Consider the following 23,545-nt stretch of genomic DNA (forward strand, 5'->3'; position numbering starts at 1 on the left):
ACATTCAATCTTGCAGGAAAAGCGCCTGCAAGTCACTGAGGAAATCGTAACCTTTTAGCGTCGGCCGTACGCGGGCAAAGTCCCGTTCGATCAAGCCTTTGCGCTCGGCCTCTTCCAGCGCCTTGGCAATCGCAGTCACGGCCAAACCCGTGCGCTCGGTGAAATCGCGCAGCCCAAAGCCGTTGCGCAGACGCAGGGCGTTCAGCATGAATTCAAACGGCAGGTCAGCGCGCGCCACCTCGTCGTCCTGCGCCACTGCATTGCCGGCCAGGGCGTGGTCCATGTACAGGCGGGGCTCGCGAAAACGCACTTGGCGGACCACACGGTGGGCAAAGCTGAGCTTGGTGTGGGCGCCAGCGCCAACACCCAAATAGTCGCCAAACTGCCAGTAATTGAGGTTGTGATTGCAGCGGTGACCTTGCTTCGCATAGGCCGACACCTCGTAGCGCTCCAGCCCCGCCGCACCCGTCAGATCGGTGATGTGGTCCAGCATCGCGTAAGCGGTGTCGTCTTCCGGTATCACCGGCGGGAACTTGGCGAAGTAGGTGTTGGGCTCGATCGTCAGGTGGTAGATAGAGATGTGCGGCGGTGCAAAAGTCAGCGCCAGAGCCATGTCTTCACCCACCTGCTCCAACGTCTGGCCGGGCAGCGCGTACATGATGTCCAGGTTGAACGTGTCAAACGACTGTGCCGCCTCCTCCACCGCAGCTGTGGCCTGGGCGCGGTCGTGCACACGACCCAGGGCCTTGAGGTGGTCGTCGTTGAAGCTCTGCACGCCGATGGACAGCCGCGTGACCCCTGCTTGGCGGAACGCACGAAAACGGTCTTTCTCAAACGTGCCAGGGTTGGCCTCCATCGTGATCTCGCAGTCGGCCTCCAGCTTGAGCCGTGCACGTATGTCGCCCAGCAGCCGGTCTATCGTCGCCGGTGCAAACAGGCTGGGCGTACCACCGCCGATGAAGATGCTGTGGATGGTGCGGCCCCAGATCAGCGGCAGGGATGCTTCCAGGTCGGCAATCACGGCGTCCACGTAGCGTAGCTCGGGAAGTTCGCCACCCGGTTTCTCGTGTGAGTTGAAGTCGCAATACGGGCACTTCTTCAGGCACCAGGGCAGGTGCACGTACAGCGACAGCGGGGGCAAGGCGGCCAGTTGCAGCGTGCCAGGGCGCATGTAGTGCTGGATATCGTGCCGGGCTGCGGGTTCGCCGCTGGTGCTGGGCGGCGTCGCGGGGACGATGGGGATCACAACCAATGCTCGCGTATCAGCGCCGACATGGCCTTGGCCGAGCGGCCGCGGTGGCTGTTGGCGTTTTTGACTTCGTTTGGCAATTGCGCAAAGGTCTGGCCAAACTCAGGGATCCACATCACCGGGTCGAAGCCAAAACCGTTGCTGCCCAGCCGCTCACGCGCAATCTCGCCCACCACGCGGCCCACGGCGATCAGTGGCTCGGGGTCGTCCGCACTGCGCACAGCCACCAGCGTGCTGACCATCGCGGCGCGGCGGTTGTCGATGTGTTTCATCTGCTCCAGCAGGGCCGCCACGTTGTTGTCGTCGCCCTTGGCGTAGCCATACTGCGTGGCGTAGTAGGCCGTGTCCACACCCGGGAGGCCGCCAAAGGCGTCCACGCACAGGCCGGCGTCATCGGCCAGCGCGGGCAGGCCGGTGTGGCGCGCGGCGTTGCGCGCCTTGGTCAAGGCATTTTCGACGAAGGTGCGGTAGGGCTCGGGCGCCTCGGGCACGCCCAGCTCGCCCTGGGGTACCAGCGTGCAGCCCAGCGGCGTCAGCATGGTCTGAAGTTCAGCCAGCTTGCCTTTGTTGTTGGATGCGAGAACGATTTTCATACAAGTCTTCAATACGTTTTGAGGCTCTAGCCCTCGTGCAGAGAGCGTGAGCAGCTACTAAATTGATAGCGATCTTTGTTGCATGTCCATCAGCTCGGTGATGCCTTTTTCGGCCAGGCTCAGCAGTTGGTCCATCTCGGCGCGGGTAAAGGCAGCGCCTTCGGCCGTGCCCTGCACTTCGACAAAATGGCCTGCGCCGGTCATTACCACATTCATGTCGGTGTCGCAGGCGGAGTCTTCCGTGTATTCCAGATCCAACAGCGGTGTGCCCTGGACTATGCCCACGCTGATGGCGGCCACCGACGCGATGATGGGCGACTCGGTGATCTTGCCGGCCTTCAGCAAACCGTTGACCGCGTCCTGCGCGGCGACGAATGCGCCGGTGATGGCGGCGGTGCGTGTACCACCGTCGGCCTGTAGCACGTCGCAGTCCAACTGGATGGTGCGCTCGCCGAGCTTCTTCAAATCAAACACGGCGCGCATGGACCGGCCGATCAGGCGCTGGATCTCTTGCGTGCGGCCGCTTTGCTTGCCGCGCGCGGCTTCACGGTCACTGCGGGTGTGGGTGGCGCGGGGCAGCATGCCGTATTCGGCCGTGACCCAGCCTTCACCGCTGCCACGTTTGTGGGGCGGTACGCGTTCTTCGACCGACGCGGTGCACAACACCTTGGTGTTGCCAAACTCGATCAGCACCGAACCTTCCGCATGGATGGTAAAGCTGCGGGTGATGCGTACGGGGCGCAACTGGTCAGCAGCGCGAGCGCTGGATCGGGCAAATTCGGTCATAGACGTTCCAAGAAGATGTAAGTCGGTAAAAACAAAAAACGGCGCAGCAGCAATGCCCGCGCCGTTTGTGTGTGGGGTCTGCGCCGCGGCCGCTAGGCCTTGCGGGCGGCAGAGCGGCGAATAGCCTCGTTGATTTCGGCGATGGAGCGCTCAATCGCCGCGTCATCAAGATCATCAACGCCAGAGTCGAGCCAGCCGGCCTGCACCGTGGATGCAAACACGCCGTCGTCGATGGAGTCGGTGGAGATACTGCCGCGCGTGGACTCGAAGGAATCCGGTGTCTCCCACTCCATGGCGATCACCGTCACGTTGTCACTGTGCGCGCCGGCCTTGATCAGCGCGCGCTCCACCAGCTCGGGTGCGGCCGTACCCACGGGTTTTTGGCCCAGTTGGTAGACGATGTCGGCATCATCCAGGCTGCCCCACAAGCCGTCGGAGCACAGCAAGATGCGGTCGCCCTGTTGCAGCGGTACCGGGCCGGTCACGTCAAACACCGGTTTGGTCGGCGAGCCCAGGCAGGTGTACAGCACGTTGCGGTTGAACTTCTCGGGTAGCGGCACGTCGGGCTTGGAGTCTTGGTGCTGCTCGATATACGAGTGGTCGCGCGTGCGGGCCAGCAGCTCACCATGGCGCACAAAGTACAGCCGCGAATCACCGCAGTGCACCCAATGGGCCGTGCCGCCTTGCACAATGGCGGCGACCAGCGTGGTGCGGGGGGTGTCCATCAGATGCTTTTCAGCGGCGTAGCGCAGGATCTGACGGTGTGCGGCCATGATGGCCATGTTGAAGAACGCCTTGGGGTCCTCGATCTCGGGCTTGGCCTCTTTCTGGTACAGCGCAGAGATGGTTTGCAGCACCATCTGGGCTGCCACTTCGCCTTCAGGGTGCCCGCCCATGCCGTCCGCCAGCAAGAACAGACCAGACGCCTTGGTGTAGCAATACCCCATGCGGTCTTCGTTCTTTTCGCGGCCACCTTTTCGGCTGATCTGGAATACGGAGAATTTCATATCGACCTTCGCAGAGCCGCCTCAAGGAGGTCGACGCCCCCTCGGGGGGCAGGGAGCAACGCGACCGTGGGGGCTTGCATCTTTGACCTTCGCAGAGCCGCCTCAAGGAGGTCGACGCCCCCTCGGGGGGCAGGGAGCAACGCGACCGTGGGGGCTTGCATCTTTGACCTTCGCAGAGCCGCCTCAAGGAGGTCGACACCCCCTTGGGGGGCAGGGAACATAGTGAGCGGGGGGGCTGTCATTTCGGTTTGACACCCACGTTAGAGACACCCAACACACTGCGTTTGGTGTCCGTCACCATGGTGTCAAACTGCATACGAACCTTTTCACCCACGCTGAGCTTGGTGTAGCGGCGTTCGCCCTCGCGGCTCAACTCTTTTTGCAAGGCAAAGACCGATTGCGGCCGCGACAGGGGGTCCAGCGACATGCACCACTCCACAACCTCAATCAGGTTGTCGGAATAGACACCGCGCAAGCGGGCCAGGGCCACGGCGATACGGTCTTTCTCAAGACGCTGCGGGGCCTCGTTGGGGGGAAAGCCCTGCATGCAGGCATAAATACAGGCGCCAATCGCGTAGATGTCGGTCCACGGTCCCATGGAGGCATCGCGGCGGTACATCTCGGGGGCGGCAAAGCCGGGCGTGTACATCGGGCGGATGAAGTTGCCTTCTTTGCTCAGCACTTCGCGCGCGGCGCCAAAGTCGATCAAGACAGACTTGTTGTCGTCGGTGATGAAGATGTTGGCGGGTTTGATGTCCAGGTGCAGCATCTTGTGCTGGTGCACGATGCGCAGGCCGCGCAGGATTTCGTCAAACAGCGAACGGATGGTCGATTCGCGGAACACCTTGCTCTGCTTGAGGTCGCGCGCAGTGACAATGAAGTCCTGCAGGGCCGCGCCCTCCAGGTAGTTCATGACCATATAAACGGTCTCGTTCTCGCGGAAGAAGTTCAGCACGCTGACCACCGAGGGGTGGGAGATTTGCGCCAGCGAGCGGCCTTCTTCAAAGAAACTTTTCAAGCCCAGGCGGTACAGCGACAGCTTCTCGGGTTGCACCTGGGGCAGCAATTCGCCCGGTGCGCGGGTGGCCAGCGACGATGGCAAATATTCCTTGACGGCGACGCGCTGGCCGTCGGCATCCAGCGCCAGATACACCAAGCCGAAGCCGCCCGCAGCGACTTTGCGAATGACGCGGTAGCCGCCAATCGTGGTGTCGGGGGGTAGAGGTGCTGGTTTGACCTTCGACATAAATTAAGAGTTACACGCCTGTCTGATCCGTCTGAACCGGGTTATTCTCAGGGCCGTTTCATGAAGCGAGAATAAGAAATGCCAGTTTATAGCATGACAGGTTACGCCAGTGCACAGCACAGCACAGGCCTCGCCACACCCGATGGCGAGGCCAAAGGCCCGGCCGGACAACTGGGTCTGGAGATACGCTCGGTCAACAGTCGCTTTCTGGATTTGGCGTTCCGCCTGCCCGAAGATTTGCGCCAGTTCGAGCCCGTGCTGCGCGACCTGCTGGTGGGTGTGCTTAAGCGCGGCAAGGTCGAGGTGCGCGCCTCCATCGAGATGCAGGCCGCCAGCACTATTGCCGAACCCAGCACGCGAATGCTGCAGCGCTTGAACGCCGTCCAAGACAATGTCAAAGCCTGGCTGCCCAACGCCACGCCGCTGAGCGTGGCCGATGTGATACGGCTCTCGGCCGCGGAGCAAACCGGCTCACACGACTGGGCGGCCGTCGTCGTGCCCTTGGCGGATAAGGCGCTGAAGGCCCTGCTGAACGCCCGCCAGCGCGAAGGCGCGCGCCTGTCCACGATGCTGCTGGACCACATTGCCCAGCTGCGCACGCTGGCCCAGCAGGCGGTGCCGCTGGTTCCCCAGTTGGTGGAACAAAACCGCCAGCGCTTCTTGGCCCGCTGGAAAGAAGCGATGGCCCTGACCGACGGCGCCACGCTACCAGAGGCCGCCCAAGACCGCGCGCTGACCGAGGCCACTGCCTTTGCCATTCGTATCGACGTGGCCGAGGAGATCACGCGGCTCAGCTCTCACCTGGACGAAATCGAGCGCCTGATCAACAAGGGTGGCGAGATTGGTAAACGGCTGGACTTTTTGATACAGGAATTGCACCGCGAGGCCAATACGCTGGGCTCCAAGTCGGCGGCGCTGGAGCTGACCCATATTTCCGTGGATATGAAGGTGCTGATTGAGCAGATGCGCGAGCAGGTTCAGAACATAGAATAAGGTATGGACTACCCCGGTAACCTCTTTGTCGTCGCCGCCCCCAGTGGAGCCGGCAAATCCAGCCTGGTCAAGGCATTGCTGGAGTTGGATTCCCACGTGCAGCCCTCGGTATCGCACACCACACGGCCGCCCCGGGGTCAGGAGAAGCATGGTCGGGAGTACTTCTTTACTTCCGAGCAAGAGTTTGACGCTATGGTGGCTGCCGACGGTTTTGTTGAATGGGCGCATGTGCACAACTTCCGCTACGGCACCTCCAAGCGGGCCATCGAAGAACGTATGGCCCAGGGCGCCGATGTGATCCTGGAAATCGACTACCAGGGCGCCATCCAGATCAAGAACATCTTTGCCAACGCGATCTCCATCTTCATCCTGCCACCCAGCTGGGAAGAGCTGCGCTCGCGGCTGGAGCGCCGCGGCGAGGACGCGCCCGAGGTCATCGACGTGCGCATGAAAAACGCGGCAATTGAGGTCGCCCAGGCCGGGAAGTTCGACTTCGTTATAATCAACGAGCTGTTTGACCGTGCGCTTTTCGATTTGAAAGCCATTGTTCACTCCCAGCGGCTCAAGTTTGCAGCGCAGCGTCGTGCCAGAGCCGAAACTTTCAGAGCATTGCTCATCCCCTAGTCTTTCGGAGAACTCCATGGCCCGTATCACTGTAGAAGACTGCTTGGTGCAGATTCCCAACCGTTTCCAATTGGTGCTGGCGGCCACATACCGTGCGCGCATGCTGAACCAGGGCCACACTCCCAAGATAGAAAGCAAAAACAAGGCTGGCGTCACCGCGCTGCGCGAGATCGCTGCTGGCAAGGTCGGCATTGAAATGCTGAAAAAAGTCCCCCTCTGAGCCTTGGCGCTCCCAAAAAGCACCGCATGCGGTGCTTTTTTTTGGCCTATTGAGGGCTGAGCGGCCAATGTTTTTTAGAGCACGCTACATTTACACCATGGGTACCCCTGTCAAACCACCGCCGCGCAAAGACGCACCCGCCTCGGGTGCGGCAGATGCGCCCGTGTCAGACCCGGCGACCACAAACGCCGCAGCCAATGCCGCCGCCGCCAGTTTTGCCGGGCTGGTCTCCAAGCTGGACTATTTGTCGCCCGAAGACCTGGAAAAGGTGCGCCAAGCCTACCGTTTCGCCGACGAGGCCCACTTGGGCCAGCTACGCAACAACGGCGAACCGTACATCACCCACCCCATAGCAGTCGCCGCCCAGTGCGCCGAGTGGAAGATCGACGCCCAGGCGCTGATGGCGGCCCTGCTGCACGATTCGCTGGAAGACTGTGGCGTGACCAAGGCCGAGTTGATTGAGCGGTTTGGCTCGCCAGTGGCCGAATTGGTCGATGGGCTGACCAAGCTGGACAAGCTGCAATTCAACACCCGCGAAGAAAACCAGGCTGAGTCCTTCCGCAAAATGCTGCTGGCCATGGCGCGCGATGTCCGCGTGATCCTGATCAAATTGGCCGACCGCTCCCACAACATGCGCACCCTGGGTGATGTGCCCCGCAGCAAATGGGGCCGCATTGCGTCGGAGACCCTGGAAATCTATGCGCCCATCGCCCACCGCCTGGGTCTGAACCAGACCTACCGCGAGCTGCAGGACCTGTCCTTCCGCTACCTGCGGCCTTGGCGCTACAACACGCTGGCAAAGGCCGTCACCAAGGCGCGCAGCCGCCGCCGCGACCTGATCCAGAAGGTGGACAAGGAAGTGGAAGCCGCCTTTGACGGCGCGGGCATCCATGTGCGGATTGCCGGGCGCGAGAAAACGCTGTACTCCATCTACAAAAAGATGGACACCAAGCACCTGAGCTTTGCCCAGGTCACCGATATTTACGGATTCAGGGTAATAGTTCCTTCCGTTATCGACTGTTACACCGCATTGGGCGTGCTGCACCAGTTGTACAAACCACTGCCGGGCAAGTTCAAGGACCACATCGCTATTGCCAAGCTCAATGGCTACCAGTCGCTGCACACCACGCTGGTCGGGCCGTCGGGTGTCAATGTGGAATTCCAGGTGAGGACCGAGGCCATGCATGTGGTGGCCGAATCCGGCGTGGCTGCACACTGGCTGTACAAGGTCAACAACCCGGACGAGGCACCCTCCGACCGCCTGGGCAACAAGTGGCTGCAGTCGCTGCTGGACATCCAGGACGAGACCCGCGACGCGGGCGAGTTCTGGGACCATGTCAAGGTTGACCTGTTCCCGGACGCCGTCTATGTTTTCACGCCCAAGAGCCAGATCATGGCCATGCCGCGCGGCGCAACCATTGTGGACTTTGCCTACGCCATACACAGCAATGTCGGTGATCGCACGGTATCGGCACGCATCAACGGCGAACAAGTGCCGTTGCGTACCGAACTCAAAAATGGCGACGTCGTAGAGGTGCTAACAGAGCCCATGGCCACGCCGAACCCGGCCTGGCTGGGTTTTGTGCGCACCGGCCGTGCCCGCTCGAAGATTCGCCACCATTTAAAGACCATGGCGCACACCGAGTCCGAGGAACTGGGTGAAAAATTGCTGGTGCAAGCTCTGCGCGCCGAAGGCATCGATCGATTTCCCGATGCCGAACTGGACCCGGCATACGAACCTATTTGGGAGAAATTGCTGCGTTTCACCGGCAGTAAGAATCGCGAGGAATTACTGACCGATATCGGCCTGGGCAAACGCATAGCCAACATAGTGGCCAAACGTCTGGTGCTTTTGCTGGCTGACAGCGGCCAAAAGCCCGATGCGCTACTGCTGACCCGCGAGCGCTTCACCGCCCACGAATCCACGTCCCAAGGTTCGATCACATTGGATGGCAGCGAGAACGCATCGGTGCAGTTTGCGACTTGCTGCCGGCCAATACCGGGCGACAGCATCGTCGGTTACCTGGGCCGGGGCGAGGGCCTGGTGGTGCATGTTCACGACTGCCCGGTGGCCAAGAAGCTGCTGTACAAGGATGCCGAGCGGTTTATCAGCGTGGATTGGTCGGACGAGCCGGTACGCTCTTTCGAAACCGGTGTCATGGTCACCGCCAAGAACGGCAAAGGCGTGCTGGCCAAAGTGGCCGCCGCCCTGGCTGCGGCCGAGGCCGATATCGTGCACATCGACATGGGCAGCGAAGGTGCGCAGCAGGATGTGGATTTCCGTTTTGTGGTGGGCGTGCGCGACACGGCGCACCTAGCCGTGGTGCTGCGTAACCTGACTCGCACGGCATCCGTGATGCGGGCGGAACGCCACAAGGTGGCAATGCCGACCTATTTCGGGGGTTCTAACTAGCGAGGGGTTTGGGGTAAGTCACCGACAGGACCTCGATGTCCTCGACCTTGCCGGGCATCACCAACTTCAGCACGTCGCCCGTATGGGCCTTGAGCAGCGTGCGGGCAATCGGTGAAACCCAGCTCACCTCTCCCAGTGCGCTGTTGGCCTCGTCGATGCCAGTGATCGTGACCGTGCGTTCCAATCCAGCTTCATCCGCGTACGTTACGGTGGCGCCAAAGAAAATCTGGTCGTTGCCGTGGTGCACGGACGGGTTGGTCACTTCGGCGATCTCCAGACGCTTGGTCAGGAAACGGATACGGCGGTCAATTTCGCGCAGGCGTTTTTTGCCGTATAGATAATCGCCGTTTTCGGAGCGGTCGCCATTGCTGGCAGCCCAGTGCACCGCTTCGACGATCTTGGGACGTTCGTTGTCCATCAGGTCCAGCCATTCGCTGCGCAGCGCGGCGTAACCTTTGGGCGTGATGTAGTTCTTGCCACCGCCCGGTATGGGGGGAAGCTGCGGATCGCCATCCTCGTCGTCAGCATTGTCGGACTCTTTGGTGAAAGCCTTGCTCATGGGTGCATAGGATAAAAGAACGCCAACAAGAACGAAAAAGCCCTAGAACATTGCTGTTCTAGGGCTATCGTTTGGTGCGGCTGGCAGGAATTGAACCCACGACCCCTTGGTTCGTAGTTTTGCCGTCGCTTTTAAGTGTTGATTCATAAGGGGTTGGTGCCGTCCATTCCAACTGATTGTGCACCCTTTTGTACAGAGCCTAACTGGTCACTTACCCAAACGCTACCCACAGCTTCGAATTGGTGCGGACTCTTGATGACTTCACAGATTCCACTGCTGATGGGGCTCGAAACCGCCAATATTGCCCCCAGGTGACCACACATTGTCCCCCTATATATCCCTTTAAAATTAGTACAGATACCCCACCACCCCCTTTAAGCCGTCAACGGCACTTGTCACTATCTACCTGTCTTGAGCCCTAGTCCAGCTGCATGCTTCACAAAATACTTTCAGTCTTTCAAGCAAAACCGGAAGCGAACCACCCACAGCCGATGTCATTCAGTGCGAGCGTCAATCAAGCCTACGAATTTACTTTAGCGGGGGATTTCAGCCAGACGCATTTCTGACAAACAAATCCGTTGACGCCCAGCAGGTAGCAATCATCGCAAGTGAAGTTGCGCGAGGACTATACGACCAGATAAAACAATATCGGTTGAGGAATCAAAATGAACACATGTCGTTGGGTGGCGATTGTGGGAACGTTCACTATTTAATTTCACAATTTATACGTGAGAACTATAAGGATGTGGATGCCAACTTCACTATGGGAAACGTGACAATTGACCAGCGGTGGGGCTTCGAGTTTTCAGAGGAAAAATTCCGTCGTTGGGTTAGTACTGGTCGCGGATCAGTGTTCGACTGTCACTCCTGGGTAACCTTGGCAAAGATCACATAATTCGCGACGATTGCCACATATGTGAATACACGGCGACAAAAGGTAATGAAATTTGGTGGCGTTTTATATGGAACGCCTGTATCGCTGAAGTGCATACCGATAGCGCAAGAGCCCCACCATGAGATTCCGATAGGCACTACGATTATTTTTGAGGCTGTCGTTTTTGGAATACCGGCGTTTCACTGCACCGCAAGGCAGGACAGACACAACGGAGCATAACTGACGGCTGGCGCAGCGCCTGGTAAACGCTGGTAAATCCAATGAATAGATGGGTTCATTTGAGCGAATCGTAAACACAGCGAAAGATCGGAAAATCCAGGGCGATGTCAACGCCCCCCCGCGCTCTATGCTGCGCACTGAGCCAACTCTCGCAATGCGTCCGAAATTGTTTCAGCAAATTGAGTGTGATCAACCAAATTGATGGACCAATAATCACGTTTCGTGATGGACGATATCCCACAAAATTGCTTCGGACCGTGGCAAGGCCGCAACTCTTAATCCATCAGAAATCTATGCCCGTTGCTTTGGAGCGAATTCTGGACCCGCAGTGGGGCGTAGCGGCCCTCTTTTGCGCCATGCTCCTGGCCCAACGAGTCGCGATAGGGGTCGTCTCAGAAAACGGAAATTAAAATACGCTAAGCTAATTGACTTTGCCATCCGTCGTTGCGGTCATTTGAATCGCTGGCGGCGCGGCATGAAGTTCGGCCAGTTTGATGATTGCGTCGTAGCCTGGCGCGCTCATTCTAGTGTCAGGGCTTAAGGCACTTACCCCGCAAAACATCGTTTCCACGCTTTTGCCAGAACAGCCCCAAGTTTCCCCACCTTTGACTGGCATAAATCTGGCTGAAAAAGCGGGTAAGAATTTCTCGATGTAACTGGCCATCCTGGTTTTCGCACGCGTTTTCTCGGCATGTAAATTACCCGTCAAAATAACAATTTGATGATTTTTATATTGCAGAGCTCGCCTCGCAATAGTGACCCCCATAATAAAATCCCGTGGCTCAATATTCTCAGATTCAGTGAGTTTTAAAGTATTTTCCTCGGTGGATCCATCAAAGGCGAATAATAAAATGGGATAGCCTTCGCTTTTTAATTTGCGTGCCTTCTCGATCAGGGCAAATATGGCTGAACTGGCCGATCCATAATCCCTAGCATATGTCCAAAATGGTGCATTCATCAGCTTACTAAGGTCACCCGCCGCGCCACTGGAAACCATGTAGTCATTCAATATTGGCTGCATGCTTTCTGGCATTTCCAACCCCAGCATAACGGCGCGTCTTGTCTGCGCAAAATGACAAGCCAGGTTGCCGGCAAATGCCGGCATTTCAACCGTACCATGAATTTCACCCAGCAAAATCACCCGTGCATTAATTTTTGTCAAAAACTTTTTATCGATCACATCGCAGGCAAAGAGGCTCTGACAACCAAACACCATGATCAAGAACACGCCAATGCGCAATAATATGGACTGAATATACAATTTCATTGGGTTTCTTCTACAAAGGTGAATCTTATCCCAGGTATATTTTTTTCTTCAGCGGCGTTAAATTGCTGTCTCCGTAGCGCATCATCTTCACTTTCGCAGTATTGTGCAAACGTGGGCCATTCGTGGGCGATGTTCAATCCGGCCTCTTTTGTTAAGAACTGGCACATTGCGCCCAACACGCCTAAATCCGGGCAACGGTGGTCAAGAAATAGAAATTGCCCTTGTTGGTTAACCTCAAGAAAAACCAGTTCATCATTCATAGTAACAATGAAATCGAGGCTGCCGAATCGCAAATCAAGTTCTTTCATCAATAAGAACACTTGCGCCCGTTGCGCCATACTCAATTGATAGGGTGTGACCTGCATGGTTTGGGTCAACGCATCGACTCGCCAATCAACTGTTGTGTGCGCCGCCGCTTGTGAATCCAGCTTTGCTGCAATCAATTCATCACCAAGAACAAGCACCCTTAATTCAAATTTCTTTTTAATGTAATTTTGATATATTCCTGGGCACGCTTGCAGTGCACCGTCGTCGTTCAAATGGTCGGCTGTTAGTTTAAAAGTGGCTTGCCAATGGGTTCCGCCATCATTGCCTTGCCATAGCTGTTGATAAAACGGCTTCAAAATAATGGCGCCTTGATTGTCATCGTAGAATTTTCTAATTGCCGAAGGGCTATTGCTCATAATTGTATTCGGTACTGAAAATCCAATTGACTTAGCTATTTTCAATTGATGCAATTTACTTGCAGCGACAGCAGATCCCTTAAATTTATTTACCCAAGCGACATCGGTACCAAACAAGCACCTAATCTCCAGAAAATAGTTATTTAAGAAGCCTTGGGTTTCGACAACCGCATTATGCAAGTCAGACTCATAGAGTGCCGAAAAATCATGATATGAGGCATCTCCCACCATTCTGCGGCGCCAGCAGCACCTTACTTCATCCAGATTGATCCTCTCATCGGAGTTATTACATGCCAATAACGCGATGCTTGGCTGTGGCTGATTGGTCAAATTAATTGTGAAGGCTTCGCTGGATGGAAAATTAATTGTACTGACGATGTAAGCGGAAATGCCGGCTTGGCTCAAGCACCACGCTACAGCCCGCGCGTGGATGTCTTCCAGCGTAGAAAAAATCAAGATACTCATTTTGAAAGTGTCACTTTCGGCGAAAAGAAGAGGCGGCATGCCCATCAGGCGATGCCGCCATTAATCAATACTTGCTATCAGTGCCGCACCCGTCAAGTCAACCTGACCCGCTGCCAGTGCGCCCAATTCACTGCATCACTGCATTGGGTTCGTGGTCTTTGGGTCGTCGCAATCATCCGCTACGGTGCTCTTGCCGGAGTTGGAGTAAGTAGTGTTGTAGCATCCACCACTTACCTGCTGGATTTCTTGCGGCGACAATTCGACTGCAAGTTGTTGGCCCAATGGGCGGCTTTTTCCGGCCGCGCTTGATTTTGCAAATGACTTCATGTTTACTCTTCCAAATTCGGTGCCAGATTCGCCCCGGCACCATCGGCGTTCCCGGTCAACATGACCGAAATTCTTTACCTTTGTCTCCGTCGCTATCGCGCACTACTCTCCCGCCATCCAGCGTCACCACCCGCTCGGCCGCCGCTATGGTGGTAGGCCGATGCGCCACAATGATTCGGGTTATGGGTAGTTGCTTGACGGCTTCATTGATCAAACTCTCGCACTGGGCGTCCAGGTGGCTGGTGGCTTCGTCCAGAAACAGCAGCGTGGGGTTTTTGTAGAGGGCTCTAGCCAGCAACACGCGTTGCTTTTGCCCGCCCGACAAACTGCTGCCCATGTCGCCCACCAGCGTGTTGTAGTTCATGGGCATGGCAACTATGTCTTCGTGGATCGCCGCCATGTGGGCGCAGCCGGCCACACGCTGCATGTCGGCCTGGTGGTCAAAGAAGCTGATGTTTTCCATCAAGGTGCCGGCCAGCATTAAGTCGTCTTGCATCACCGCGCCAATCAGGGGCCGGTAGCCCGATGGCCCTAGCGTTGCAATCGATACACCGCCCAGGCTGATCTCACCTTTGCTGGGCGCCAGCAGGCCCAGCATCAACTTCAACAGAGTGGTCTTGCCGCAGCCCGAGCCGCCGACGATGGCCACCGATTCACCAGCCTTGATGGTCAAGTCCACGCCTTGCAGTACCCAGGGATCGGAGTCGCTATAGCGAAACCAGACATCGCTTAACTTGAGGGTCATGTCAACGGGTGGCAGCAGGCCCAGGGCGTCTGGTTCAGGCGCGGTCAGCACAATATCGGCCAGGCGCGCCCCTTGCACCTTGAGCATCATCAGCTCCACCAGCTTGTCGATCAGCGAGTGCACGCGTTGGGCGAAGGTTGTCTTGTAGCTGATGAAGGCGGTCAGCATGCCGACCGTGAACTGGCTGTCCATCACCAGACGCGCACCGAGCCAAACGACCAGGATGTTTTCTAGTGCCGACAGTATTTGGTGCGCACCTTGCACGCCAATGTTGAGCTTTTGGGTGCTCAAGACCTTATTCATGGCATCGACCACCGCATTGAGCCAGCGGTCGGTTCGGTCGGCCTCGGCCCTGAACAGCTTGATGGCCTGCACCCCACGCACAGACTCCAGAAACAGGGTTTGCTCCTTGGCCTGCAAAACAATTTGGTCTTCGGTGGCGCGGCGCAGCGGGGCGTAGCTGATCCAGCGCAACAGGCCGTAGAGCACGATGGCGGCCAGCACCAGCGCGCACAGCAGCGCGCTGTAGTAGGCCATCACCACCAACATGGCTATAGCCATCACGCCGTCCACCATTGCTTCGACAAAGCTGGTGGTCAGCGACTTTTGAATGGTCTCGATGGAGCGGAAGCGGGACATCACGTCGCCCAGATGGCGTTTCTCAAAGTAGCTGACCGGCAGCTGCATCAAGTGGCTGAACACATTGGCCACCCACTGCAGGTTGACGTGGGTGGCCATGTACAGCACCACATAGGAGCGAACCAAGCCAATCACGGTTTGCACGACAGCCAGCAGGGCAAAACCAAGCGCCAGCACGGTGAGCAAATTGCGATCGGCGCTGACTATGGCAAAGTCAATCACCCACTGCATAAAGAAGGGCACCACGAGCGCAAACACCTCCAACGCGCCGGCCAGCAGTAGTATCTGGCCCAGTGAGCGCTTGAGGCCGGTAACCCGGCCCATCATTTCCCGCAGCCGCAGCTTTTGCGTCTCATCGAGCTTTTCGAATTTGTCGGTAGGGGTCAGCTCCAGTGCGACCCCGCTGAAGTGGGTGGAGACTTCTGCCAGCGAGAGTTTCACCAGGCCGCGAGCGGGGTCGTGGATTTCCACCACCTCGCCACGTGTGGAGCGCTGATCATGCTGAGCCTATCCAATGTGGGTAACGGCCAGGTGGCCGCCAGCTACTACGAAGCCGCCGATGATTACTACACCAGCGACACGGGGCCGAGCGCCTGGTGGGGAACAGGTGCGACCAGTCTGGGATTACAGGGTGCGGTAGATGCGGGCGAGTTTGCCGCCCTGTTGGATGGACGCTTGCCAAACGGCGAGACCCTGCACCACGCGGCAGCAGGGCGGCGTGGCGGCACCGATGGCACGTTTAGCGCGCCCAAATCTGTATCCTTGCAAGCGCTGGTGGGAGGCGATTCACGCATCATCGAGGCGCACCGCCTAGCCGTGGAGCGGGCACTGACCTATGCCCAAACTCTGGTCGGTTGCCGCGTGACTGAGGACGGTATCACGCACAGCGAACGCACTGGCAACCTGGTGGTGGCACGCTTTACCCATGATTTGAGCCGCGCGTGTGACCCCCAGTTGCACACCCATTGCGTTATGGTCAACGCTACGCGCCGCGTCGATGGCCAGTGGCGTGCCAGCGACAACCAGGCGATCTATCGCCACAAAATGCTCTTGGGCGCGCTGTACCGTGCAGAGCTGGCCCGCGAGCTGCAGGCACTGGGTTACGCGGTGCGCCTGACCCATGGGGATGGTCGCTTCGAGTTGGCCCACATCAATGAGCGGCAAGTGAAAGCCTTCAGCCAGCGCAGCGCCGCCATTGAAGCGTATTTGAAAGAGCATCAAGGGCTGGAGCGCGGCGAGGCCAGTGCGTGGGATAAGAAATTGGTGGCGGTAATCACGCGTGAGAAAAAGACCGACGTGGATCGCGCTTATTTGCGCCAGGAATGGGAAGAGTTGGGCGCTGCCCAAGGCATTGATTACAGAGAACCAAAGCCAGCGTTAAGCCGGGATGCGCCAGATGCCGCCGCTGTATTGTGCCAATCCATCTTGCATGTGAGCGAACGCAATTCAGTATTTAGCCAGCAAGCCATTTTGCAAGCCTCGCTAGAGCGCGGGGTGGGAGTCGCAACCTTAGGTGACATTGAAGCGGAACTGAAGGAAGCCATTGAGCGCGGGGAGTTGATTCGGGAGGGTGAGCGTTACACCACGCCTGAAGCGCAACAACTGGAACGCGAAATTCTGGGAATCGAGGCCCACGGGCGGGCTACGTTGCGCCCTATCTACCAGGGCGAGCGCTCGGCCCTGGTGGCGCAACTGGTCGGACTGTCGGACGGCCAGAGAGATGCCGCATTGGGCGTCTTGCTGAGCGCCAATCAAATCATTGGCATCCAAGGGCGTGCGGGGGTGGGTAAAACGACCTTGCTCAAGATGGCGGCGGCACAGGCCAGGGCCTGCGGCTATGCCGTCAAAGGACTGGCACCCAGCGCCAGTGCGGCGCGCGAGCTGGCTGGAGCTGGCATTGATGCGCAAACGATTACCGCCTTTAGCCACCAGCAATTCAAGGCGCTCGATGCCAAGAATCTGCTCATTGTGGATGAGGCGGGCATGGCCTCCACCCGTCAGCTGCATGGGATTCTGAGCGAAGCCGCTGCCGTAGGTTGCCGGGTGGTCCTGGTCGGTGACACGGCGCAATTGCAATCAGTGGAAGCGGGCAAGCCCTTTGCACAATTGCAGGCCCACGGCATGCATACCGCGACAGTCAATCAGATTCAGCGTCAAAAAAACCAAGTCTTAAAACATGCGGTCGAGTTAGCTGTGGATGGTCAGACCGCGATGGCGGTGCAGGTACTGGACAAGCATATTAACGAGATTGCCCACTCACCCACGCGCTTCAAAAAAATTGCCAAAGACTACGCTGCCTTGTCGGAGGCTGAGCGTGCCACGACCCGCGTGATTGCCGGCACCCGCTATGCGCGCGGCGAGATCAACCGCTGTATCCGGAGCCAACTGGGTTTGGCAGACGAAGGCCAGGAATTCGTATTGCTGGATCGCAAAGACATGACGGCACAACAGGCCCGCTCGGTCTTGAGCTATGAAGCGGGCGACCTGGTATTGGCGGAAACGGATTACGCCTCGTTGGGCTTGAAGCGCGGTGAAACAGCGGCGGTGGTGGAGCGGCTGGACCATTGCATCATGCTTGAACGCATGGATGGCGCTCGCATAGCGTGGCAACCGGCATTGGCCACCAAGTTGACCGCTTATGTGCCGGTTAAGCGCTCGTTGTCTGTTGGCGACCTGGTGCGCGTGACAGCCAATGACCGCATGCGCGGATTGGTCAATGGTGACATGGCGCGGGTGAGTGCCATTGCACCAGAGGGGCAAACTCTGACGGTGTGCTTTGACGATGGGCGCACGGTACTACTGGATGGCAGACGGCCTTTGGCGCTTGACCATGGCTATTGTTCGACGGTGTACGCCAGCCAGGGCCAGACCTGCGACAGGGTGTTGATCGAAGCGGATTCCCATAGCCTGACTGCGAATGAAAACACGTTCTATGTCGCTATCAGCCGTGCCCGACATCACGTACAAATTTACACCGATGATCGTGAAATGCTGCCCTTTGCAATGAGCCGGGAAATTGAAAACTTGGCCGCATTGGATATTCATGACCAATCCCTGGCAACAGGCGCGGAATTTCCTCAATCGATGGAACTGGACTGAACGCATGAACGAAGCGCCAATCTTCGTGGCCCCGACACACTTTTCAATCGTTCCGCTTGCCTCAGTCGTTGCTGGTTTAAGTGAAAAATCCAGTCGCTGCAAGGTTGAGCACGGTCTTTGGATAGAGGAGCGTGGTTTCGTTAGAGGCTCAGCCGGCCTTATCTACATCAGCATTAGGAGGGAGCAATGACCCCGAAGCGCGGACTAAACCATCAAGAAGCCATGGCATACGTCGGCGTCAAACGACGCACGTTCGATGAGGTGTGGCGTCCCCAGCTCGTAGCCATGCGTCAGGGTGCGTGCGTGATCTTTGACCGCAAAGATCTCGATCAGCTTTTCGACAGATTCAAGCAAGAAGCCGCAGACTGCTCCCATGACGCAGCAAACGATACCCATAGATTGGCGCACAATGCTCCTCGGAATGGACGGCCCATCATCACAAAAGGAGTTATTACATGGGCCAAAACACAAGGGGTATCTACCCCGACCAAAACGGGCTCTGGCAGATCGACCGGTCCAAGTGGGGCACTCGATTTCGCCAGCGCGGCTTTAAGAGTTATGACGAAGCAGAACGCTGGCTGATACAGGCGTTGGGTGAGTTACGCGAGACCGTGGTGCACGGCAAGCGAACCACTTACACGTTTGACCAGGCGGCTGCCCACTACGTCAGCTTGCATGCCGAGAAGGCATCTATTGAGACCGAGATTTACATGCTGCAGGGCGTCATGCCATACATCGGAAAACTGGACTTGCACCAGGTGCACGATGCAACACTGTTGCCGTTCAAGAATGAGCGGCTGAAGGAAGGCCGTGCCCACAAGACGGTCAACCTGGCGCTGGGTGTGGTGCGGCGTATCCTCAACCTGGCGGCCACAAGCTGGCGGGATGGCGATAGCAATACTTGGCTGGAGCTGGCCCCCAAGATCACCATGCTGCCGTTGGTAGGCCATCAGCGTGAGCCGATGCCCATCACATGGGGCCAACAGCGCAACCTAATGCCCAAGCTACCCGACCACCTGGCACGCATGTCATTGTTCATTTTGAACAGCGGCGTGCGCGACGATGTGGCCTGTAGCCTCCGCTGGGATTGGGAGATCAAGGTACCCGAGCTGGGCATATCGGTCTTTGAGGTGCCTCGCAGCAACGTCAAGGGACGCAAGCTGGTGCGCGTGGTGATCTGCAACAGTGTGTCGCAATCGGTTGTTGAGTCGGTACGTGGTCAGCACCCAGAGTATGTGTTCGTGTACCGGCGTGAACGTGTCAAAAACATCGCCATGCCGCCAGTGATGCCCTACCGGCGCATCCAGACTATGAACAATACTGCTTGGCAACGAGCGCGGACTGCTGCCGGGCTGGGTGACCTACATGTGCACGATCTCCGCCACACTGTGGGTATGCGGCTACGGGAGGCTGGCGTGTCAGAGGGCACCCGGTCAGACATTCTGTGGCACACAACGGCTTCGATGACCCAGCACTACAGCGTGGCTCAGATCGTGGAACTGCACGACGCGCTGGAAAAAATCAAGGACGACACTGGCCGCTGGAACAAGAGTCTGGCAACTCTGAGGATGGAGCAGGAAGATGCCGTACGGGAGCTGACTTACCCAAAAGCTACCCAGGCAAAAAAATAGCCTAGAAGCGTTAACTTCTAAGCTATTGATTCTCTTACTAAAAAGATGGTGCGGCTGGCAGGAATTGAACCCACGACCCCTTGGTTCGTAGCCAAGTACTCTATCCAACTGAGCTACAGCCGCTAAGCAAAAAATTATAGCACAGGTTTTGGCGCCCCCTTCAGGCTTTCAAACCCAGCATCGCCCGGGCCTCCTCAGGGCTGGCAATGGCGCGGCCTGCCCGTTGCGCGCATTGGGCCAATTCGGCGATCAGCGCCCCGTTGCCGCTGGCCCGCTCGCCATTGGGCAAATAGAAGGTGTCTTCCAGCCCGGTGCGCAACATGCCGCCCACGTCTGCGGTCTTCTGGTGCACGGGCCAGATCTCGGCGCGGCCTATCAGCGTGGCCTGCCAGACGCTGTTGGGGGCCATCCACTGCGGCAGCAGCGCCAGCAGGTCCGCATCGCAAGGCATGCCGGATGCCACGCCCATGACCAGGTTGTATTCTGCGCGGCCCATTTCGGGCTTGAGCATGCCCGCCTTGATGTACATGCCCACCGAGCGGACGATGCCCACATCAAAACACTCAAACTCGGGGTGCGTGCCGCACTCGGCCATGACATCCAGAAACTGCTGGACCTTGGCCACGGGATTGTCAAACACCATGGGTGGCCAGGCCCATTGGCCGTCTTCCTTGATCTTCAGGTAGTTCAGGCTGCCGGCATTGCAGGCAGCGATTTCGGGCTTGACGCGGCGTATGCAAGCAAGGGGGCCGGAGATGTCTTTGCCCACCACACCCGTGGTCAGGTTGATGATGACCCCGGGGCAGGCTTCGCGGATGGCATCGGTAACGGACGCCATGACCTCCGGGTCCCACGATGGTAAGTGGCCCATGCCCTCATCCTGGTTGCGCACATGCACGTGCATGACAGACGCACCGGCGTTGAATGCGTCGCGCGCCTCGGCTGCCATTTGCGCCGGCGTGACGGGCACCGGGTGTTGCTTGGGGTTGGTCAGCACGCCGGTCAGCGCGCAGGTCAGTATGGCTTTTTCCATTTTCATGCTTCCTTCTTTTGTATTGAAGCGATTGCCAACTCCACCAGCAATGCGCCCGATTCCACTTGGTCACCCGCCTTGGCGTGCACGGCCTGCACGATGCCTCCTGCCTCTGCGCACAGCCACATTTCCATCTTCATGGCTTCCACGCACACCAGTTGCTGGCCGCCCTGCACGGATGCGCCTGCCGCCACCAACACCTGCGTGACCTTGCCTGCCACTGGCGAGCGCGCTTTGCTGGCGTCTTTGCGGGCATCGGCATCCGGGAAGGGCGACAACTCGGCGAATACAAAGCTGTGTCCGTCCAACGCCAGGTGCAGCGTAGAGCCGGCAAACACGGCAATGGCGTTGCGGGTGACACCGTCCACTGTGTAGCGCAGCCTGCCATCGCTAAAGTCCAATACGCTGACGTCCACCGTCGTACCATCCAGCGTCAGTGCGACGCCGCTGTGGCGGTCTGGGCGTACGCGGATGCTGCGCACCTCATCGCCGCACTGCAAACGCACATCGAAAGCCGCCACGCTGTCGGCCCGCCAGTTGTTGCCGCGCCAACCCTCCATGCCTCGCATCGCCAGGGACATTGCGGCGACACGCCACACGGCGTCGCCCGGAACCGGTGCTTGCAGCAAGTCCTCGCCCTGCTCCTGCCATTGGTCGATCAGTGTCGTGGTCATCTCGGCCTTGCGAAAAGCCGGGTGGTCGACCAGATCACTGAGGAAGCGGCTGTTGTTCTTCAGACCCAAGAGCGGCGTGTTCGCCAAGGCAGCGCGCAGGCGGCGGATGGCGTCATCGCGGTCGCGGCCGTGGACAATGATCTTGGCAACCATGGGGTCGTAGTAGGGAGAGATGACACTGCCCTGCGCAATGCCGTCGTCCACGCGGACTCCGTACGCGTTTCCACAGTTCGGGACGCCGGCGTGCAACGCATCCGCAGGCTGCCACCACAAGACCCTGCCGGTCTGCGGTGCAAAACCGGTGTAAGGGTCTTCTACATACAAGCGGGCTTCGATGGCGTGGCCGGTCAGCGTGATGTCTTGCTGCTGCGCAGGCAAAGGCTCACCCGCCGCGACACGCAACTGCCACTCCACCAGGTCGTAACCCGTCACCATTTCGGTCACAGGGTGTTCAACTTGCAGGCGCGTGTTCATCTCCAGAAAGTAGTGGTTCAGCTTGTCGTCGACGATGAACTCCACGGTGCCTGCACCCCGGTAGCCCACGGCCAGCGCGGCGGCTACAGCGTCCTTTCCCATGGCTTCCCGCATGGCGAGCGTGACCACAGGCGACGGCGCCTCTTCAATGACCTTCTGGCGGCGGCGCTGGGCGGTGCAGTCACGTTCGCCCAAGTAGACGGCGTTACCGTGTGCGTCGGCAAAAACCTGAATCTCGATGTGGCGGCCGTTGTCAATCAGGCGCTCCAGCATCAGCGTGCCATCGCCGAAGGCGCTGGTGGCTTCGCGGCGCGCGCCCTCTATGCCTTGCTGCAATTCAGCCGCGGATCGCACCAGGCGCATGCCCCGCCCGCCGCCGCCAGCGACCGCCTTGACCAGCAGTGGGTAGCCCAGCTTATCTGCCTCGGCCATTAGCGCGACATCGCCCTGCTCTCCACCCAGATAGCCGGGCGCGCAGGGAACACCAGCGTCCAGCATGCGACGCTTGGCCAGGGCCTTGTCACCCATGGCTTCGATCGCGCTGGCGGGCGGGCCAATGAAAACCAGGCCAGCATCGACGCAGGCTTGCGCAAAGCCGGCGTTTTCGCTCAGAAAACCGTAACCAGGGTGCACGGCATCGGCGCCGGTCTTACGGGCCGCTTCCACAATGGCATCGATACGCAGATAAGACTCGGCTGCCGGCGATGCGCCAATGTGCACGGCCTCGTCTGCCAACGCCACGTGGGGCGCGTCCCGATCTGCATCGCTGAATACCGCCACCGTGCGGTAGCCGAGGTTGCGGGCGGTGCGGATGACACGGCAAGCAATCTCTCCGCGGTTGGCAATCAGAATTTTCGAGAACGTCATGGCATGGCCCACTGTGGTTTGCGCTTTTGCATAAATGCGGCGATGCCCTCCAGCCCTTCCGGGCCCTGTGCAGCGCGGGAAAAGATGGCGGCGGCATGTTGCACCAGGTCTTGCGGTTCGCGCAACCGGGCCTGGGCCATCAAGGCCTTGGTCGCAGCCAGTGCGCCCGGCGCGCATGCCAGGATGTCGGCCAGCACTTTGTCCAACTCGGTTTGTAGGTCTGCGGTATCAACAACAGCATGCACCAGCCCCAGGCGCAGGGCCGCAGCTGCGTCCAAGCGCCCACCGGTGACGGCCAAGCGTTTGGCCTGCGAATAGCCCAGGCGCTCCACCAGGAACGGTGCTATCTGCGCCGGCACCACGCCCAGCGCAGTTTCCGGCAGGCGGAACTGCGCGGTCTCGCTGGCAATGGCGACATCGGCCACGCAGGCCAGGCCAAAGCCGCCACCCATGACCGAGCCTTCCAGCACCGCGACTACCGCCAGCGGCGTGCGAGCGTAGGCCACGCACAGCTCCCCAAATGCGGCGTTCACCTCGGCAATGGGGTCAACCCCTTCCGCCGGTGCCTGCAGGGCCCGCATGCGTGCCGCAGCCATGTCCTTCAAATCTGCACCCGAGCAAAAATGGCCCCCGGCACCGCGCAGCACGACCACGCGCACGGCATCCGGCTGCCCTGCCGTGGCTTCCGCCGCTTGCAGCAGCTGGCGCAGTTCGCCCACCATTTGCAGCGACATGGCGTTGCGCGATGCGGGACGGTTCAAGTCGATATGCAGGGTAGCCCCCGCCCAGCGCGCGTGAGCAGCTACTAAATTCATAGCAGACAGAGCAGCTTGCATG

At 58.7% G+C, this 23,545-nt stretch carries 20 protein-coding genes and 1 tRNA gene; 6 read left to right on the top strand and 15 right to left on the bottom strand.

The genetic code is table 11. The features are described 5' to 3' along the window. Window positions 1-4: 4 nt before the first annotated feature. The 5 genes from hemW to AC097P_RS12875 all read right to left on the bottom strand — a co-directional run bounded on the left by hemW (window position 5) and on the right by AC097P_RS12875 (window position 4,881). A complete protein-coding gene (hemW, locus tag AC097P_RS12855; protein ID WP_479610811.1) occupies window positions 5-1,252 on the bottom strand; it encodes a radical SAM family heme chaperone HemW in 1,248 nt (415 codons plus the stop codon). Beyond that, on the bottom strand, window positions 1,243-1,842 hold the full coding sequence (rdgB, locus tag AC097P_RS12860) for an RdgB/HAM1 family non-canonical purine NTP pyrophosphatase (RefSeq protein WP_479610812.1): 600 nt from the start codon (window positions 1,840-1,842) through the stop codon (window positions 1,243-1,245). Before rdgB ends, hemW begins: the two co-directional genes overlap by 10 nt. A 57-nt stretch (window positions 1,843-1,899) precedes the next feature. Continuing rightward, on the bottom strand, window positions 1,900-2,628 hold the full coding sequence (gene rph, locus AC097P_RS12865; protein WP_479610813.1) for a ribonuclease PH: 729 nt from the start codon (window positions 2,626-2,628) through the stop codon (window positions 1,900-1,902). A 92-nt stretch (window positions 2,629-2,720) separates the two neighbouring features. Continuing rightward, a complete protein-coding gene (locus AC097P_RS12870) occupies window positions 2,721-3,635 on the bottom strand; it encodes a PP2C family protein-serine/threonine phosphatase (RefSeq protein WP_479610814.1) in 915 nt (304 codons plus the stop codon). Window positions 3,636-3,873: 238 nt separating this feature from the next. After that, a complete protein-coding gene (locus tag AC097P_RS12875; RefSeq protein ID WP_209397286.1) occupies window positions 3,874-4,881 on the bottom strand; it encodes a serine/threonine protein kinase in 1,008 nt (335 codons plus the stop codon). 78 nt (window positions 4,882-4,959) lie between these two features. On the opposite strand from AC097P_RS12875, the gene AC097P_RS12880 reads away from it, so the two are divergent. The 4 genes from AC097P_RS12880 (at window position 4,960) to AC097P_RS12895 (ending at window position 9,131) form a co-directional block, all read left to right on the top strand. Beyond that, the gene (locus tag AC097P_RS12880; protein ID WP_479610815.1) at window positions 4,960-5,874 is read left to right on the top strand and encodes a YicC/YloC family endoribonuclease; all 915 of its coding nucleotides are present in this window, start codon (window positions 4,960-4,962) and stop codon (window positions 5,872-5,874) included. Window positions 5,875-5,877: 3 nt separating this feature from the next. After that, a complete protein-coding gene (gene gmk / locus AC097P_RS12885) occupies window positions 5,878-6,498 on the top strand; it encodes a guanylate kinase (RefSeq protein ID WP_479610816.1) in 621 nt (206 codons plus the stop codon). Window positions 6,499-6,514: 16 nt separating this feature from the next. Next, a complete protein-coding gene (rpoZ, locus tag AC097P_RS12890) occupies window positions 6,515-6,718 on the top strand; it encodes a DNA-directed RNA polymerase subunit omega (RefSeq protein WP_479610817.1) in 204 nt (67 codons plus the stop codon). Between the two features lie 97 nt (window positions 6,719-6,815). Beyond that, complete coding sequence (locus tag AC097P_RS12895) at window positions 6,816-9,131, top strand: RelA/SpoT family protein (RefSeq protein ID WP_479610818.1); 2,316 nt, start codon at window positions 6,816-6,818, stop codon at window positions 9,129-9,131. On the opposite strand, the gene greB is transcribed toward AC097P_RS12895, so the two are convergent. From greB to AC097P_RS12920, 5 genes are all read right to left on the bottom strand, one after another. After that, on the bottom strand, window positions 9,124-9,690 hold the full coding sequence (greB, locus tag AC097P_RS12900) for a transcription elongation factor GreB (RefSeq protein WP_479610819.1): 567 nt from the start codon (window positions 9,688-9,690) through the stop codon (window positions 9,124-9,126). The two genes, AC097P_RS12895 and greB, sit on opposite strands and share 8 nt — an antisense overlap. Before the next feature lie 1,535 nt (window positions 9,691-11,225). Beyond that, window positions 11,226-12,071, bottom strand: coding sequence for a hypothetical protein (locus tag AC097P_RS12905; RefSeq protein ID WP_479610820.1), 846 nt, complete (start codon window positions 12,069-12,071; stop codon window positions 11,226-11,228). After that, entirely contained in the window at window positions 12,068-13,219 is a 1,152-nt protein-coding gene (locus tag AC097P_RS12910; protein ID WP_479610821.1) for an ATP-grasp domain-containing protein, read from the bottom strand. Before AC097P_RS12910 ends, AC097P_RS12905 begins: the two co-directional genes overlap by 4 nt. A gap of 135 nt (window positions 13,220-13,354) precedes the next feature. Next, a complete protein-coding gene (locus AC097P_RS12915) occupies window positions 13,355-13,546 on the bottom strand; it encodes a hypothetical protein (protein WP_479610822.1) in 192 nt (63 codons plus the stop codon). A 55-nt stretch (window positions 13,547-13,601) separates the two neighbouring features. Beyond that, window positions 13,602-15,401: a peptidase domain-containing ABC transporter gene (locus AC097P_RS12920; RefSeq protein WP_479610823.1), complete on the bottom strand. Its 1,800-nt coding sequence runs from the start codon at window positions 15,399-15,401 to the stop codon at window positions 13,602-13,604. A 27-nt stretch (window positions 15,402-15,428) separates the two neighbouring features. Here AC097P_RS12920 and mobF point away from each other — a divergent pair, with 27 nt between their 5' ends. Beyond that, window positions 15,429-18,029: a MobF family relaxase gene (mobF, locus tag AC097P_RS12925; RefSeq protein WP_479610824.1), complete on the top strand. Its 2,601-nt coding sequence runs from the start codon at window positions 15,429-15,431 to the stop codon at window positions 18,027-18,029. Window positions 18,030-18,233: 204 nt separating this feature from the next. Here the strand turns inward: mobF and AC097P_RS12930 are convergent, their stop codons facing one another. After that, complete coding sequence (locus AC097P_RS12930; RefSeq protein WP_479610825.1) at window positions 18,234-18,383, bottom strand: hypothetical protein; 150 nt, start codon at window positions 18,381-18,383, stop codon at window positions 18,234-18,236. 101 nt (window positions 18,384-18,484) lie between these two features. Between AC097P_RS12930 and AC097P_RS12935 the strand changes: the two genes are divergently transcribed. After that, entirely contained in the window at window positions 18,485-19,660 is a 1,176-nt protein-coding gene (locus tag AC097P_RS12935) for a tyrosine-type recombinase/integrase (protein ID WP_479610826.1), read from the top strand. Window positions 19,661-19,706: 46 nt separating this feature from the next. Here the strand turns inward: AC097P_RS12935 and AC097P_RS12940 are convergent. The 4 genes from AC097P_RS12940 to AC097P_RS12955 all read right to left on the bottom strand — a co-directional run bounded on the left by AC097P_RS12940 (window position 19,707) and on the right by AC097P_RS12955 (window position 23,544). After that, window positions 19,707-19,783 (bottom strand) — tRNA-Arg (locus AC097P_RS12940). Between the two features lie 37 nt (window positions 19,784-19,820). Continuing rightward, window positions 19,821-20,699, bottom strand: a complete 879-nt coding sequence (locus tag AC097P_RS12945; RefSeq protein ID WP_479610827.1) for a beta-keto acid cleavage family enzyme — start codon at window positions 20,697-20,699, stop codon at window positions 19,821-19,823. Continuing rightward, window positions 20,696-22,708, bottom strand: coding sequence for an acetyl/propionyl/methylcrotonyl-CoA carboxylase subunit alpha (locus tag AC097P_RS12950; protein WP_479610828.1), 2,013 nt, complete (start codon window positions 22,706-22,708; stop codon window positions 20,696-20,698). Before AC097P_RS12950 ends, AC097P_RS12945 begins: the two co-directional genes overlap by 4 nt. Beyond that, on the bottom strand, window positions 22,705-23,544 hold the full coding sequence (locus AC097P_RS12955) for an enoyl-CoA hydratase/isomerase family protein (RefSeq protein WP_479610829.1): 840 nt from the start codon (window positions 23,542-23,544) through the stop codon (window positions 22,705-22,707). Before AC097P_RS12955 ends, AC097P_RS12950 begins: the two co-directional genes overlap by 4 nt. Between the last annotated feature and the right edge of the window lies 1 nt (window position 23,545).

It is taken from the genome of Rhodoferax sp. ZS1R8 (assembly GCF_056521325.1).